We start from the raw sequence: 14497 nt of genomic DNA on the forward strand, positions 1-14497 counted from the left end.
GAATTTTAAAGCGATAACCTGCTTAAAGTTTCTCTGGTTACCCCGAGATAAGATGCAATAAGGGTTTTCGGAATCCTTTGCTGTAAAGATGGATATTGGTTGCGCCATTGTTTGTAACGCTCGCCGGCATTATTACTCAATAAAGCCAATACCCGCTTTTGTAAAGCCATATTGCCTGTTGTATACTTTTTCCTGAAAAAATATTCCATTTTGCGTGAAGAATCGCAAAGCTTTTCCTTGTTTTCAAAAGAGATGGAAAGTGTTTCAGTATCTTCTATACAATCTACATTTAAAGTGGCAGGCATGCTGGTATTAAAAGCATGTGGGTCTGAAAACCACCATTCTTCCATGGCTAACTGTAAAATATATTCTTTTCCTTCATTATCGGTATATGAAGATTTTACAATGCCTTTCACAACAAAATGTTCCTGACTGGCAACATCTCCTGCCTGAATAATATACTGGTGTTTTTTGTATTTCCGTTTGGTAAAAAAAGATGCAGCATGCTCAAATTCCTCATCTGTTAAACAAACGATCTGATGAATATGCGCTCTTAAAAAATCTAATTCCATGTTTCTGATACAAACAAATGTACTCTTTATTCCAGATTTTTAAACCCAATACACTTGTTTTGACCAAATATTGGCGTGATAATCATCACATCAAAATAGTGATATATGTCCTTTACAATAGTTTAACACTGCATTATGTTTGCAATACACAAACACACAATAACCAATTATAACACACAAATGAAACTTAAATTACTAGCCTTAATTTCTATATTATCTTATTTATTTAGTCCAAAGGCCCATGCACAAAGTTTAGCGAAAATGAACTGGTTTAACGAACCCGAAAAATGGGAAATTAAGGATAAAAATACCTTTAGCATGTTCGTTCCTGCCAAAACCGATTATTGGCGCATTTCGCATTATGGTTTTACGGTTGATGATGCACCTTTTTACTATGCTACTTATGGGGACGAGTTTGAAGTGAAGGTAAAAATTACCGGAAATTATGTAACCACTTTCGATCAGATGGGATTGATGCTCCGCATTAATGAAGAAGAGTGGATTAAAGCCGGAGTGGAGTTTGTTAATGGAAAACAGAATGTAAGTGCCGTTGTAACGCATAAAACCAGCGACTGGAGTGTGGTAGAATTGGAAAAAGCACCTGCATCAATCTGGATGAAAGCGATTAGAAAACTGGATGCAGTAGAAATTTTTTATTCATTTGATGATAAAAAATATACCATGCTGCGTACCTGTTATTTTAAAGATAATGCGCCGGTAATGGTTGGCCTTGTGGCTGCCTGCCCTGATGGGAAAGGTTTTAATGCCACATTCGAAAATTTTAAGGTTACGCCCACGCCAGATCAGCGCAGGTTGGATTGGGCAAAAAAACAACAGAATTAATAGTTTTTTCCAATAATGTGGTCGTCATTCCCAACTTGATTGGGAACCACGGAGTGCTCATGAATGCCTTTGAAACAAGGGAAACTTATGAATAATCTTAATGTAAAATGCTTTAAGATTCCCGCATGCGCGAGAATGACGACCTTTCTAGCAATTGTGATTAAATCTGAGCCAACTGATCAACTAATTCCTTAAAGCTTGGTCGCTCTAAAGGCACTGTAGCCAAACAGGCATCTTTAAGTTCGCTGATCATTTGATAAACTTCCTCACTTACTTCTTCGTTTTTTAAGGAAAGTAAATCATCGAGCAGAAAGCCATAAGCACTTACCTCTATCCGTTCCAGTATATCAGCCGTTTCGGTAGAAGTTTTATCGTAAAAACTGGCTGCACCGAAATCGCCGAACAAAGTGCTGCCCTCATCATCGATCAAGGTATTGTGTGCATATAAATCGCCATGCATAATACCTGCATGATGTAGTTGAGCCGCTAGGGAAGCAATGGTTTTAGCGATGCAGATGATCTGTTTTTCGGAAAGTTTCCGATCAGTAGGAAAAACATCCCTGGTACAGCTTTCTAAACTTGGCGGATTGCCAAGATTATAAAAATGATGCGGGATCAAGTCCATTACCAGTCCTTTTTTATCATCCGGATGGTGCGTAATCTGCCCAATCAGGTTAACCAAACCCGGATGGTAGCCTGCAGCAATATAAGCTGTCATTTCATCTTCCGGCAAACCGTCGCTGGTTACATTACCTTTAAATAGTTTAACAGCTACTTCAGTAGTTTCTTCTCCAATGGTTCTGTTGGCTTTCGAAATCACGCCCGAAGCGCCTTCGCCCAACAAATGGCTGATTTCTAAATCATGCCAGTTAATCAATGAAAGTGTTTCTACAGCCGGCGTTTTGCTAAAATTATTCCCTGAAAATGCAATCCACGATAGTTTTGGCAGTTGCATAATCCATTGCGGCAATTCATGCAATTTATTCGCCGCAATCCGCAATAATGCTAAATTCTGGCAATTGCTTAATTCATCGGGCAGTGCTGATAATCGGTTTCCAGAAAGCATCAATTTTTGCATCCTTTTGCAAAGGCCAATTTCTTTCGGCAGTTCAGCAATATTGTTATTGGTTAAAATTAACCATCGTAAATTCGGGTTGATCGACTTTGGAGGTACGATTTCAATCCGGTTGGATTTGAAACCAACAATATCCAGCGAAGGGCAATCGGCCAGTACTTCTGGCAAAACCGTAAAAAGGTTTTCGGAACAGAAAAAAATCCTCAACTTTTTTAAACGGCCAAAATCGGCAGGCAAGGCACTTAGCTTATTACAAGATAAATCCAGCACTTCCAAAGTATCGGCCAACTCGAATATTTCCCTGGGGAATTCCGTTAAATTTTCAGAAAGCTTTAACGATACTGCTCCTTTAAGTCTACCACTTTGAAGTGCTAACAGATTTTGCATAGGTGTACTGGTTTCTAGTTAAGACAACGAAGATAGGGGTTTTTCTTAAGTCGGGACTTGATCAACGCTTAATCCCACATGCGTTCTTAATCCTAAGGAACAATTATTTAATAAAATAAATAACTTTGCAGGGCTTTTAGGTTTTGGAAATGACACCGTGTAGTCGAAGTGAAGAATTATTAATTGAACCATATAAGACATAAAGGTTCATATAAGATGAATATCCTTACATGTTCTTCAATGTCTTATATGGTAAATACGCCCAGCTCTGCGGCTTTTGCGTCTTCTCTCTGTGCACTTTGTGGTTAAAAAAAAATGTAAGACGGATGATGGAATTGATTCTGCTCTACCATTTATTAACCCATTTAAATAATTATCATTCACTCTCTATACAAAAAAAACTAAATAGATTTCATCTATATCTAAACCTCGTCCAATACGCAACAACAATTAAACCCAGCGCATCTTTTTTAACAACATAACCCAATTTATTTTTTTATTTGCATTAGAAATTTAATCGCATATATTTACAAAAAACTTTAGGGGTGCCTACGTGCTGAGAAATACCCTTTGAACCTGATGCAGTTAGTACTGCCGAAGGGAAAAGTGAAAGCAATCTTAATATCGCTTTCTTTTCGACCTCCATTTTGGGGCAATCTCTATAGTTTTTCCAATTTTTAAAAATATGGAAGTAACTATAAACAATCAAAACTACCTGCTTAACGAGGCCTGTTCCATCGAACAGATGCTTGCTGCTGTCATTTCGACCGAAACAAATGGCCTTGCCATAGCCGTTAACCAAACCATCATTTCCAAATCTCTTTGGGATACGTATGTGCTAAATCCCGGCGATCAGATTATACTCATTAAAGCCACTCAGGGGGGGTGATAGAATTATTAAATGAGAGAATGACAGAATGCGCCATGTCTTTCACTCACTCATTCAATCACTCACTCTCTCATTCAAACATTTCAAAATGAAACAAGAAAAAACACCAAACCAGGAAGTCATCAGCCGCAGTCCATTTCCGGCTTCACGCAAAATATTTGTGCCGGGCAAAATTCATAATATCCAGGTGGCCATGCGCGAAATCAGTTTAACTGAAACTAAAATCCACAATGGATTTGGCTTAACTGAACCTAATCCGCCTGTAACTGTTTATGATACCAGCGGGCCATATACCGATCCCAATGCTGTTATTGATGTACGGAAAGGACTTCCAAGATTAAGGGAGCAATGGATTAAAGACAGGGAGGACGTAACGCAACTTGACCAATTATCTTCAGCTTATGGGCAACAGCGCCTTGCAGATGAAAAACTCGATGCTTTGCGTTTTAATTATACCAATAAACCTTACAAAGCCCAGCCGGGTGCCAATGTATCGCAGATGCATTATGCAAAAAAAGGCATCATTACAGCCGAAATGGAATACATTGCCATTAGGGAAAACCAGCAGATCGAATTGCTGAATGCGCAATTGGGCGATCAGCACGAGGTAATGAACCACCAGCACCAGGGCAATAGCTTTGGCGCAAATACACCAAAAGGCTACATCACACCAGAATTTGTAAGGGCAGAGGTAGCCGCCGGACGTGCGGTAATCCCCTGCAACATTAACCACCCTGAACTCGAACCCATGATTATCGGTCGTAATTTCCTGGTAAAAATCAATGCCAATATTGGCAATTCCGCGGTTACCTCCACCATCGAAGAAGAAGTAGAAAAAGCCGTTTGGGCCTGTCGCTGGGGTGCCGATACCATTATGGATTTATCAACAGGGAAAAATATCCACGAAACCCGCGAATGGATTATCCGCAATTCGCCAGTACCCATCGGTACCGTTCCTATTTATCAGGCCTTGGAAAAGGTAAACGGCAAAGCGGAAGACCTCACCTGGGAAATCTTCCGCGATACGTTGATTGAGCAGGCAGAACAGGGCGTCGATTATTTTACCATCCATGCCGGGGTACTGCTTCGTTATGTGCCATTAACGGCGAAAAGAATTACCGGAATTGTTTCGCGTGGCGGATCAATCATGGCGAAATGGTGTTTGGCACATCATAAAGAAAACTTCCTCTACACACATTTCGAAGAAATCTGCGAGATCATGAAAGCTTACGATGTAGCATTTTCTTTAGGTGATGGTTTAAGGCCGGGATGTATTGCCGATGCCAACGATGCCGCACAGTTTTCGGAGCTCGAAACCCTGGGCGAACTCACTAAAATAGCCTGGAAACATGATGTACAGACCATTATTGAAGGCCCCGGACATGTACCCATGCACCTGATTAAAGCGAATATGGAGAAGCAGCTTGAACATTGCGGCGAAGCACCTTTTTATACTTTAGGCCCTTTAACGATAGATATTGCTCCGGGCTATGATCACATTACCTCGGCCATTGGCGCGGCTATGATTGGTTGGTTCGGAACAGCGATGTTGTGTTATGTAACCCCTAAGGAACATTTGGGCTTGCCGAATAAAAAAGATGTGAAAGATGGTGTAATTACCTATAAAATTGCAGCTCATGCGGCCGACCTGGCAAAAGGTCACCCCGGCGCGCAATACCGCGATAATGCTCTGAGTAAAGCGAGGTTCGAATTCAGGTGGGAAGACCAGTTTAATTTGTCGCTCGATCCGGATACGGCAAAAGAATTCCATGATGAAACCTTGCCAGCAGAAGGTGCTAAGATTGCACATTTCTGTTCGATGTGCGGCCCAAATTTTTGCTCGATGAAAATTACACAAGATGTGCGCGAGTATGCTGCAAAACAAGGAGTAGCTGCAAACGAGGCTTTGGCTAAAGGCATGGAAGAAAAATCGAAAGAGTTTACTGAAAAAGGAAGCGAAATTTATTCTTAACCTACCATGGAACTGATTGTAATCGCTAAACCGACCTTTTTTAAAGAAGAAAGTAATCTGATCAACCAGCTTTTCGAAGCCGGTTTACAGGTTTTTCACCTACGCAAAGAAAATGTTGATGAGGCAGCATACCGGAAGATTATTGAAGGAATTTCACCAGAATATCACCCACAAATTGCTTTACATCATTTCCATTCGCTTGCTAACGATTATAATATCCAGCGGATCCACCATAGAGAAAATTTCAGGAAGGAAAGGGATAATGTGGAATTGCCAGAAAATAAGATCTTCAGCACTTCTATCCATCACCTTGCCGATATCGAACAGATAAAGCAATATCAATACAGCTTCTTTGGCCCTGTATTCAATAGCCTTTCCAAACCTGGTTATCAAGGTGTAATTCCATCAGATTTCCGTTTGGAAAAACAACAAGCCATCCCGAAAATCATCGCACTTGGTGGCATCGGTTTAGCAGAAATCGATCAGGTAAAAACAATGAATTTCGATGGTGTTGCACTATTGGGGAACATCTGGAATGATCCTTCCCTAGCCCTAACTAATTTTAAAAAAGCCCGGGCTAAATGCCTTGCTTATGCTCAAAATTTAACAATAAAACAATGATTCAGCACTTACAATATATCTCGCAAGCCCCTAAAACAGGCACCCACATCGATACCATTGAGCAGGTGCTCCAGGCTGGTGGAAAGTGGATCCAGCTCCGCATTAAGAACCAGGCCGAGGCCGAAATTCTGCCATTTGCAAAAGCTGCGCAGGCCTTATGCGAAAGTTATGGAGCCAAACTAATTATAAACGATTATCCGCACCTGGCAAAAGCCGTAAACAGTTACGGCGTGCATTTAGGCCTGCAGGATATGCCTGTTATGGAAGCCAGAAAAATTATCGGTAAACACCAGATCATCGGAGGTACCGCAAATACTTTCGAACATATCCAGCAAAGGGTAGCTGAAGGAGCCGATTATATCGGTTTGGGCCCATTCAGGTTTACCCGTACAAAAGAAAACCTGAGTCCGATTGTAGGGTTGGAAGGTTACCAACAATTGATGGAGCGGGTAAAAAAAGCTGGAATTACCACCCCGATTATAGCCATTGGTGGTATCGAAGCAGCAGATATTCCGGCTATACTCGAAACCGGAATTTACGGAATTGCCATCTCGGCAGCGCTCACCAACCAAACACAAACGGCTGCGGTTCTTGAAGAAATCAGCAGTAAATTCAGTATTCATTCGATTTAAAAATTACAGATATGTTAACCATAGCAGGTCAAACTTTTAGCTCCCGCCTCTTTACCGGAACCGGAAAATTCAGTTCGGCAAGAGAGATGGAAAACGCCTTAATTGCTTCGGCTTCCGAACTCGTTACGGTAGCCCTTAAGCGCGTAGATTTAAAAGGTAAAGATGACGATATCCTTCATCACCTTAAATATCCACACATTAATTTGTTACCCAATACTTCTGGCGTGCGTAATGCAAAAGAAGCCGTTTTTGCCGCACAACTGGCACGCGAAGCCTTAGAAACCAACTGGATCAAGCTGGAAATCCACCCCGATCCAAAATACCTCATGCCCGACCCGATTGAGACCTTAAAAGCCACTGAAGAGTTGGTTAAACTCGGCTTTGTGGTGTTGCCTTATATCCATGCCGACCCGGTTTTATGTAAACGTTTGGAAGATGTGGGTACAGCGGCTGTAATGCCCCTCGGTTCTCCAATTGGCAGTAATAAGGGATTAAGAACAATCGATTTTTTAGAGATTATTATTAGCCAGAGCCGGGTACCGGTAATCGTAGATGCAGGTATTGGAGCGCCATCTGATGCGGCTAAAGCTATGGAAATTGGTGCAGATGCCGTTTTGGTGAATACCGCCATTGCCATAGCTAAAGATCCAACCAATATGGCCATTGCATTCAAATTAGCGGTAGAAGCCGGTAGAATGGCTTTCGAATCCAAACTAGGCGCTCAGCAAAATTATGCTGCGGCAAGCAGTCCACTAACCGCATTTTTAGATGAAGAGTTTTAACGAGGTATTCGAATCCTACAATTGGGATGATACCAAAGCCAGTATTTACGATAAAACGGCTGCTGATGTAGAGCGGGCTTTGCGCAATACACAGCGGAATCTGGAGGATTTTAAAGCGCTGATTTCTCCCGCTGCATTGCCTTATCTTGAGGATATGGCGCAGATCAGTCAGCGTTTAACTTTAGACCGCTTTGGTCGGGTCGTCCAGATGTACATTCCGCTTTACCTCTCTAACGAATGTAATAATATCTGTACCTATTGCGGTTTCAGTTATGACAATAAGGTAAGGCGGAGAACGCTCAACCCAATGGAAATTATGCAGGAAGTAGCCGTAATTAAAGGGATGGGCTACGACCATGTGCTGCTGGTAACTGGAGAAGCCAACCAGACTGTACATACCGATTATTTTAAAAAAGTATTGGATTTGATCAGTCCGCATTTCGCGCACATTTCGATGGAAGTACAGCCATTAGATGTGGCCGATTATGAAACGCTTATCCCGCACGGGCTAAATACGGTACTCGTTTATCAGGAAACCTATCACCAGGACGATTACCGGAAACACCATCCAAAAGGTAAAAAATCTAACTTTTTATACCGTTTAGAAACCCCTGACCGTTTAGGGCAGGCAGGCATCCATAAAATGGGACTAGGCGTATTAATCGGCTTGGAAGACTGGCGGACAGATTCATTTTTTACGGCCCTGCATTTATCTTATCTTGAAAAACAATATTGGCAGAGTAAATTCAGTATTTCTTTCCCCAGGTTGCGGCCTTTTAGCGGTGGTTTGGAGCCAAAAGTGGTGATGAATGACAGAGAATTGGTGCAACTGATCTGTGCTTACCGCCTATTTAACAGCGAAGTAGAATTGTCAATCTCCACCCGCGAAACGCAGGCATTCAGAAATCAGGTAATTAAATTGGGGATTACTGCCATCAGTGCGGGTTCTAAAACCAATCCTGGCGGTTATGAAGTAGAGCCTCAGTCTTTAGAGCAGTTCGAAATATCTGATGAAAGGTCGGCACAGGAAATCGCTGAGATGATCAGAAAACAGGGTTATGAGCCAATTTGGAAAGATTGGGACAGGAGTTTGATCAGTAAATCATGTTAATAAAAGAAGAACTAAACCGCTATAACAGGCAGATGATTTTGCCTGAATTAGGCTTAAAAGGGCAAGAAAAATTAAAAGCCACCAAAGTATTGGTTATTGGTGCCGGTGGTTTGGGCTGTCCGGTATTGCAATATTTGGCCGCAGCCGGTGTCGGAACAATTGGAATTGTAGATGACGATGTGGTAGAACTGAGCAACCTGCACCGGCAGATTTTATATAACCATACGGATATAGGTCAATCTAAAGCTGAAGTGGCAGCTGCAAAACTCAAATTGCTTAATCCGCACATGGCTTTCACTGCTTATCAAGAACGTTTTAAGCGCGATAACGCAATGTCTATCTGCCAGGATTATGGGCTGGTAATTGATTGCTCCGATAATTTTACCACCCGTTACCTGGTTAACGATACCTGTGTAAATTTAAATAAAACACTCGTTTTTGGCTCCATTTTACAGTTTGAAGGTCAGGTTGCGGTATTTAACCATCATGGAGGTGCAAATTACCGGGATCTTTATCCTGCACCACCAAGTGAAAATATAAATTGTGTAGAAGGTGGAGTAATCGGCATTTTACCCGGAATAATTGGTTTGTATATGACCAATGAAGCCATTAAACTAATTTGTGGCATCGGTGAAACTTTAGCCGGCAAATTAATGACCATCGACGCATTGAACAATACTGTAATGGTATTTAAAATTGCACAAGAAAAACAAGTCAAAACAATTAAATCTGAAGCTACAGTTCGTGAAATAAAGGAAATCGATAAAACGACTCTTGATCAATGGCTTTCTGAATCTCCTGATGAAATTTTCCTGATCGATGTACGAGAAGATTATGAACATGAGGAAAATAATATTGGCGGAGTAAATATTTCCTTATATGAATTAACATCATCGCTAAAAAGCATTCCACAGGGCAAAAAAGTAGTTTGTTATTGCCAAACCGGGCAAAGAAGTAAAATGGCGGTTCAGTTGTTGAATGGAGCTTATGAAGGGGAGGTTTATAGTTTGAAAGAGGGGCTTGTTTAGTTCATTAGTTAATGGTTCATTCGGTTAATTGTAGGCCAAACCGAGTATCCCATTCCATATTATTTGACCATATAGGCTTCAGCATCTTTTAATCAGCGCTAATCGCTCCCCGCCAAACGCCTGACTGTTTCCATCATTCATCATCATTTTCCATGTTTTAACCACAAAGGACACGGAGAGCAGGCGCAAATATCACAGAGCAGGGTAAAAAGCAGGCGTCATTCACGCGCAGGCGGGAACCACGAAGTGCTCAGCGAAGCTAATCTTAAAGCACGCCACCATTTAAGGAATATAAAACCCTTGAGCTTATATGAATCTTCTATGTCTTACATGGTTAAAGTAAAAAGACCTTCCTGAGACAGATCTATGCTTGTAGATTTCCCGACAGTATTACACTCCGATCGAAATGATGACACTCCGAAACCCTCAGGATGGCGCTGTGCCCGGGAATAACCTGTTGATCTACTTTGAACCCCAGACTACTAACTTCCGACTAAAAAACGGCTCAATCTTTGCTTCTCCCCAAGCTTAAATTTTATAAGGAAAACCCATTCAGATCATGAACAAATTACAAGCACTATCCCAAAAATCAAGATTCGCTATTTTAATTCTCACTACACTTTTTTTATCTGCCTGCTCCGAAACCCCGGAACGTTTCTTCGACATCGCCATTCTTAACACCAATATGATCAACGATTTTGCCAGCGCCGATCTGGCCCGTCATATCAACGATGAAACGAAAGAATATCCTGATATTCCATCCAGTAAAAAGAAAGGCAACGAAGCTACCACGAGCCTCAACAACAAAATTTTATACCTCGAGCAATCGCTCGAGAAGGTAAAAAAACTCTCTGCCTCTGGCGATGAAGAAAAAGAAATTAAAGCCCTTTCGCAGCAATTATACGAACTCGTAATCCCCGTTTATAAAAACGAGTACCTGGCTTACGCCAAACTGTGCGATAGCAAAGGCAGCCAAAGCGCCAAAGATGAAATCATTAAAAATATCGACCAGAAATATGGCGCCCACTTTGAGCAAAACTTTAATGCCTTAATGGAAAAAGGGAAAACCTATGCAAAAAAAAATAACATCCAGGTAAACTGGGGCCAATAAAACAGGTAATGTTTAACTCAGGTGTGATGCATTTGGGTTAAACCATTATTCAGGCCAAGACTCCCAACCAACTTCTGCAGATGCTACGCACTAGTAGCCTGCAGCTCATTGCTGCGAAACGCTGTTATTTCTCCTTCCTCAATCTTTGTTTCTTCCTTAGAGGACTTAACTTCTTTCTTTAATCTGCTTGCACCAAAGCCGCATAATGTTATAAAAATGACAGCATACAACAACCAAGTTAAACGGGTTTGCAGGTACCTGCTATTGGAGATGTATTTTGATAAAATTATAGGTGTAAGCTTTTTTAGCATCCTTGTCGTGTCAGCAGGATATGTACCCGCAGCCGTAAAAAACTCATGATCCTTTACAAAACCTTTATACCATACTTTACCCAACGAATAGCTGGTTAGGGTATCTGATAGATTAATCTTCCTTTGATGCTGTAACTTTTTAAGATCCAATGGGATTATCGTAGCATTAGCAATTTGTGCATCGCATTTTACCGGTTCGTAGTGATCTTCATTCCAATACATACAGCCCTCATCTGCTTTTGGCATCTTAACTATTGTCGCACTACGCTCCCAAATAGCAAAAGAAGTGGTGCCAACAAATAGTAAAATAATACAAGAGATGATGATATGATGTTGGGAGAAGCGTGGACGATAAGTGGTTTCTTCCCGTGGTGGTTTTGGTTGGAGTATGGGCGGATTTGTTGGGCCTATAACTACAGGAGGAGTTTTATTTCCATTTGCTATTTTCTCAATAATAAGTTCTTTTTCCTCATCACTAAGTTCCATCCATTCATATTGTGTAGGGAAGCCTATTAACCAGGCAAGAAGGTCAGTATTCTCTTCTTTTGTCTTCCCTGTCTCTCCTTTGATATGATTGCATAGGGCCTTGTAATCATCAGGCTCTGAATCATCTATCACTTTCCGAAAATCATCACACTCCATCTTATCTTTTTTAAAGAACATGGAAAGTATATCGGCATCTTTTGGAGTATATCTATCGTCATAAACCCTTAAACAAGCTTTTCTTAATCTTGTAGTAGTTGCTTGGGGCAAAATTGCGCGCAGCTTCCCATTATCCTTCATCTTTTTATAGGCAGCCAATACTATGTCTTGATAATCTTCAGGCATTTTTCAAAAAATTTAAGCGTAAAAATAGAAATGGAATTTTTGGAATCCTTACGGGTTTCCGGAATTCTTTGGAATTTAAAAAGAATTCTTCAGAATCTTTGGAATTATCTGAAAACTAGCGATTTGAAGCTTGGATATTTGTCCCAACAATTAATTCAAGCAACGATTCAAACGATAATCCAAGCAAAGAACTAAATGTTAAAAACGAGTAGAAATCGCGGTAGTTATTAGCCGGTTTGGGAAGCAGTTATTGGCTCCCGCGACAGACACTCAAACACTTCCCAAAAATTTCAGAAGGCCTTCTGATTACAAATCGTAGCAACCTCCAAGTAAGGATCTCGGAGGCCTACATAGTAATTAATTCTAAAAATTTTAAGTCATGTTTTTATATTTTTTTATTGCGATCCTATTGGGATTGGCAACGCCTACAAATACAAATCACAATTGCAACCATAACGGAGGTACAACAGTAACTACTGCAAATGATACCGGTGGGGAAACTGGACAGATCCCTCCACCAAAAATAAATTAATGCAGAAAGCAAGGCGGTATATCTGCCTTGCTTTTTTTTAAAATTAAATTTACACAATCACTCTAAAGCTATATATTCCGATTCCAATAAGCAATCCTTATTGTTTATTTTTTAACTTAGAGGAAAACTAAAATTGTGAAACGCCTCTCCACCTTATTCTTATTGTTGCTCATAGGCTCTTGCATAAAGCCTTCGTTAAATGAGGAAAGTAAAAAAGAAAACCCTTTATACGATAAAGCATTCGAGTACAGAGAATCTGGAAGAATGGATAGTGCATTTAGCTATTTCAATCAGGCTAAAGATTTATTCTTAGCTCAGAAAGATAGTGTTGGCGCTGGAAAATGCCTCATAAATATGGGAATTATCTCCACAGATAAAGGTGATTATTTTGGTGGACAAGAATTATCAATAAATGCACTCCAATATCTTAATGAAGAAAAAAAAGAACAATCGAAATATTTTAGATCTAATTTTAACAATCTAGCTATTGCTACCTTTAAACTGAAGGATTACGCACGCGCACTAAGATTATACGATGATGCCATCAAATTTTCTGATGATTCATTAGATATTCGAATCTGCCTAAACAATAAAGCTAAGGTTTATCAGGATATGAAGGATTATAAAATGTCTTTAGAAATATATGAAGCAATTTTAACTGGAGCACATAAGAACCAAATAGAATACGCCAGAGCATTATCCAACCTCGCTAAAACCAAATGGCTGATCAATTCCAACTATAATGCTGAAACAGAATTTTTAACTGCTTTAAAGATCAGACAGGAAGAAAAAGACCTTTGGGGCCTAAATGCCAGTTATGCACACCTCGCTGATTATTACACCGCAAAGAAACCTGCTATAGCTTTGGCTTATGCTCAGAAAATGTATCAGGTGGCTAAGCAGCTTAAGAGCCCTGCCGATCGGCTACAAGCTTTACAAAAACTGATTACATTAAGTTTGTCTAACAAAACGAAGGAGTATTTCGAAACTTATCAAAAATTAGCTGACAGTCTGGAAACGGCCCGTAATGCAGCCAAAAATCAATTTGCCCTCATCCGCTATGAAACGGAAAAAAATAAAGCTGATTTTCTAAAGGCCAAAGCAGAAAATATTGAAAAACAAAAAGATATACTGCTACGAAATATTGGTATTGCTACTTTGGCACTCTGTTTAATAATGGGATATTTCTTATACCAAAGGAGGCAGAAAAACTTAAGGCAGGAAAAGGAGATAGAAGTTAAGAAAACAGAACTCAAATATGTTAAAAAAGTACATGATGGTGTCGCGAATGGACTCTATCGGATCATGAATAAACTTGATAACCAAGAGGCATTAAAAGACAACCCAATTATCAACGAAATAGAAGAACTTTACGAACAATCGCGTGATATTTCTTACGAAAGGCCTAGATTGAAAAATCAGCCTTTTAACGAAAAAATATCTGAGATATTAAAGTCATTCGCTTCCGAAAATACGAGGGTAATACTGGTCGGGAATTCGGCCCCATTATGGGAAAAAGTTTCCGAACAGGCCAAAGATGAAATAGAGCATATCCTTCAGGAACTGATGGTAAACATGGGCAAGCACAGCCAGGCAAGCGATGTGGTGATTAAATTTGAGCAGGTACAGCAAAAAATAAACATTTTTTATACCGATAACGGTATTGGCATTGCAGGTAAGCCGCAACCTAAAAATGGCTTAACAAATACGGGAACCCGTATTGATGCAATTGGTGGTACAATTACCTTTGATACCAAAGTTGAAAAGGGGCTTAAAATCCAAATCTCTTTTCCGGTTTCCTAA

14 protein-coding genes and 1 riboswitch are annotated in these 14497 nt (G+C 40.3%); of the genes, 11 read left to right on the top strand and 3 right to left on the bottom strand.

All coding sequences use genetic code 11. The features are described 5' to 3' along the window. Positions 1–5 precede the first annotated feature (5 nt). Entirely contained in the window at positions 6–572 is a 567-nt protein-coding gene (locus ACUN24_RS03850) for a Crp/Fnr family transcriptional regulator (protein ID WP_445561327.1), read from the bottom strand. A gap of 180 nt (positions 573–752) precedes the next feature. On the opposite strand from ACUN24_RS03850, the gene ACUN24_RS03855 reads away from it, so the two are divergent. Further along, on the top strand, positions 753–1415 hold the full coding sequence (locus ACUN24_RS03855; protein WP_445561328.1) for a DUF1349 domain-containing protein: 663 nt from the start codon (positions 753–755) through the stop codon (positions 1413–1415). Between the two features lie 160 nt (positions 1416–1575). Here the strand turns inward: ACUN24_RS03855 and ACUN24_RS03860 are convergent, their stop codons facing one another. Continuing rightward, on the bottom strand, positions 1576–2877 hold the full coding sequence (locus tag ACUN24_RS03860) for a protein kinase (RefSeq protein WP_445561329.1): 1302 nt from the start codon (positions 2875–2877) through the stop codon (positions 1576–1578). Positions 2878–3408: 531 nt separating this feature from the next. Further along, positions 3409–3497: riboswitch (TPP riboswitch) on the top strand. 65 nt (positions 3498–3562) lie between these two features. On the opposite strand from ACUN24_RS03860, the gene thiS reads away from it, so the two are divergent. From thiS to ACUN24_RS03900, 8 genes are all read left to right on the top strand, one after another. Next, the gene (gene thiS / locus ACUN24_RS03865; protein ID WP_445561330.1) at positions 3563–3766 is read left to right on the top strand and encodes a sulfur carrier protein ThiS; all 204 of its coding nucleotides are present in this window, start codon (positions 3563–3565) and stop codon (positions 3764–3766) included. 88 nt (positions 3767–3854) lie between these two features. Next, positions 3855–5738, top strand: coding sequence for a phosphomethylpyrimidine synthase ThiC (gene thiC / locus ACUN24_RS03870; RefSeq protein ID WP_445561331.1), 1884 nt, complete (start codon positions 3855–3857; stop codon positions 5736–5738). A gap of 6 nt (positions 5739–5744) precedes the next feature. After that, positions 5745–6359, top strand: a complete 615-nt coding sequence (locus ACUN24_RS03875; protein WP_445561332.1) for a thiamine phosphate synthase — start codon at positions 5745–5747, stop codon at positions 6357–6359. Next, positions 6356–6991 (top strand): thiamine phosphate synthase, encoded by a 636-nt coding sequence (locus tag ACUN24_RS03880; protein WP_445561333.1) that lies wholly within the window; start codon positions 6356–6358, stop codon positions 6989–6991. The genes ACUN24_RS03875 and ACUN24_RS03880 overlap by 4 nt, the downstream gene beginning before the upstream one ends. An 11-nt stretch (positions 6992–7002) precedes the next feature. Beyond that, the gene (locus ACUN24_RS03885) at positions 7003–7773 is read left to right on the top strand and encodes a thiazole synthase (protein ID WP_445561334.1); all 771 of its coding nucleotides are present in this window, start codon (positions 7003–7005) and stop codon (positions 7771–7773) included. After that, positions 7760–8884: a 2-iminoacetate synthase ThiH gene (gene thiH, locus ACUN24_RS03890; RefSeq protein ID WP_445561335.1), complete on the top strand. Its 1125-nt coding sequence runs from the start codon at positions 7760–7762 to the stop codon at positions 8882–8884. The genes ACUN24_RS03885 and thiH overlap by 14 nt, the downstream gene beginning before the upstream one ends. Next, the gene (moeB, locus tag ACUN24_RS03895; protein WP_445561336.1) at positions 8878–9912 is read left to right on the top strand and encodes a molybdopterin-synthase adenylyltransferase MoeB; all 1035 of its coding nucleotides are present in this window, start codon (positions 8878–8880) and stop codon (positions 9910–9912) included. The genes thiH and moeB overlap by 7 nt, the downstream gene beginning before the upstream one ends. 559 nt (positions 9913–10471) lie before the next feature. Then, positions 10472–11023 (top strand): hypothetical protein, encoded by a 552-nt coding sequence (locus ACUN24_RS03900; RefSeq protein ID WP_445561337.1) that lies wholly within the window; start codon positions 10472–10474, stop codon positions 11021–11023. Between the two features lie 83 nt (positions 11024–11106). On the opposite strand, the gene ACUN24_RS03905 is transcribed toward ACUN24_RS03900, so the two are convergent. Beyond that, a complete protein-coding gene (locus tag ACUN24_RS03905; protein ID WP_445561338.1) occupies positions 11107–12162 on the bottom strand; it encodes a hypothetical protein in 1056 nt (351 codons plus the stop codon). A gap of 379 nt (positions 12163–12541) precedes the next feature. On the opposite strand from ACUN24_RS03905, the gene ACUN24_RS03910 reads away from it, so the two are divergent. Beyond that, complete coding sequence (locus ACUN24_RS03910) at positions 12542–12694, top strand: hypothetical protein (protein ID WP_445561339.1); 153 nt, start codon at positions 12542–12544, stop codon at positions 12692–12694. A 135-nt stretch (positions 12695–12829) separates the two neighbouring features. After that, positions 12830–14497, top strand: coding sequence for a tetratricopeptide repeat-containing sensor histidine kinase (locus ACUN24_RS03915; protein WP_445561340.1), 1668 nt, complete (start codon positions 12830–12832; stop codon positions 14495–14497).

The organism is Pedobacter sp. WC2501 (assembly GCF_052682415.1).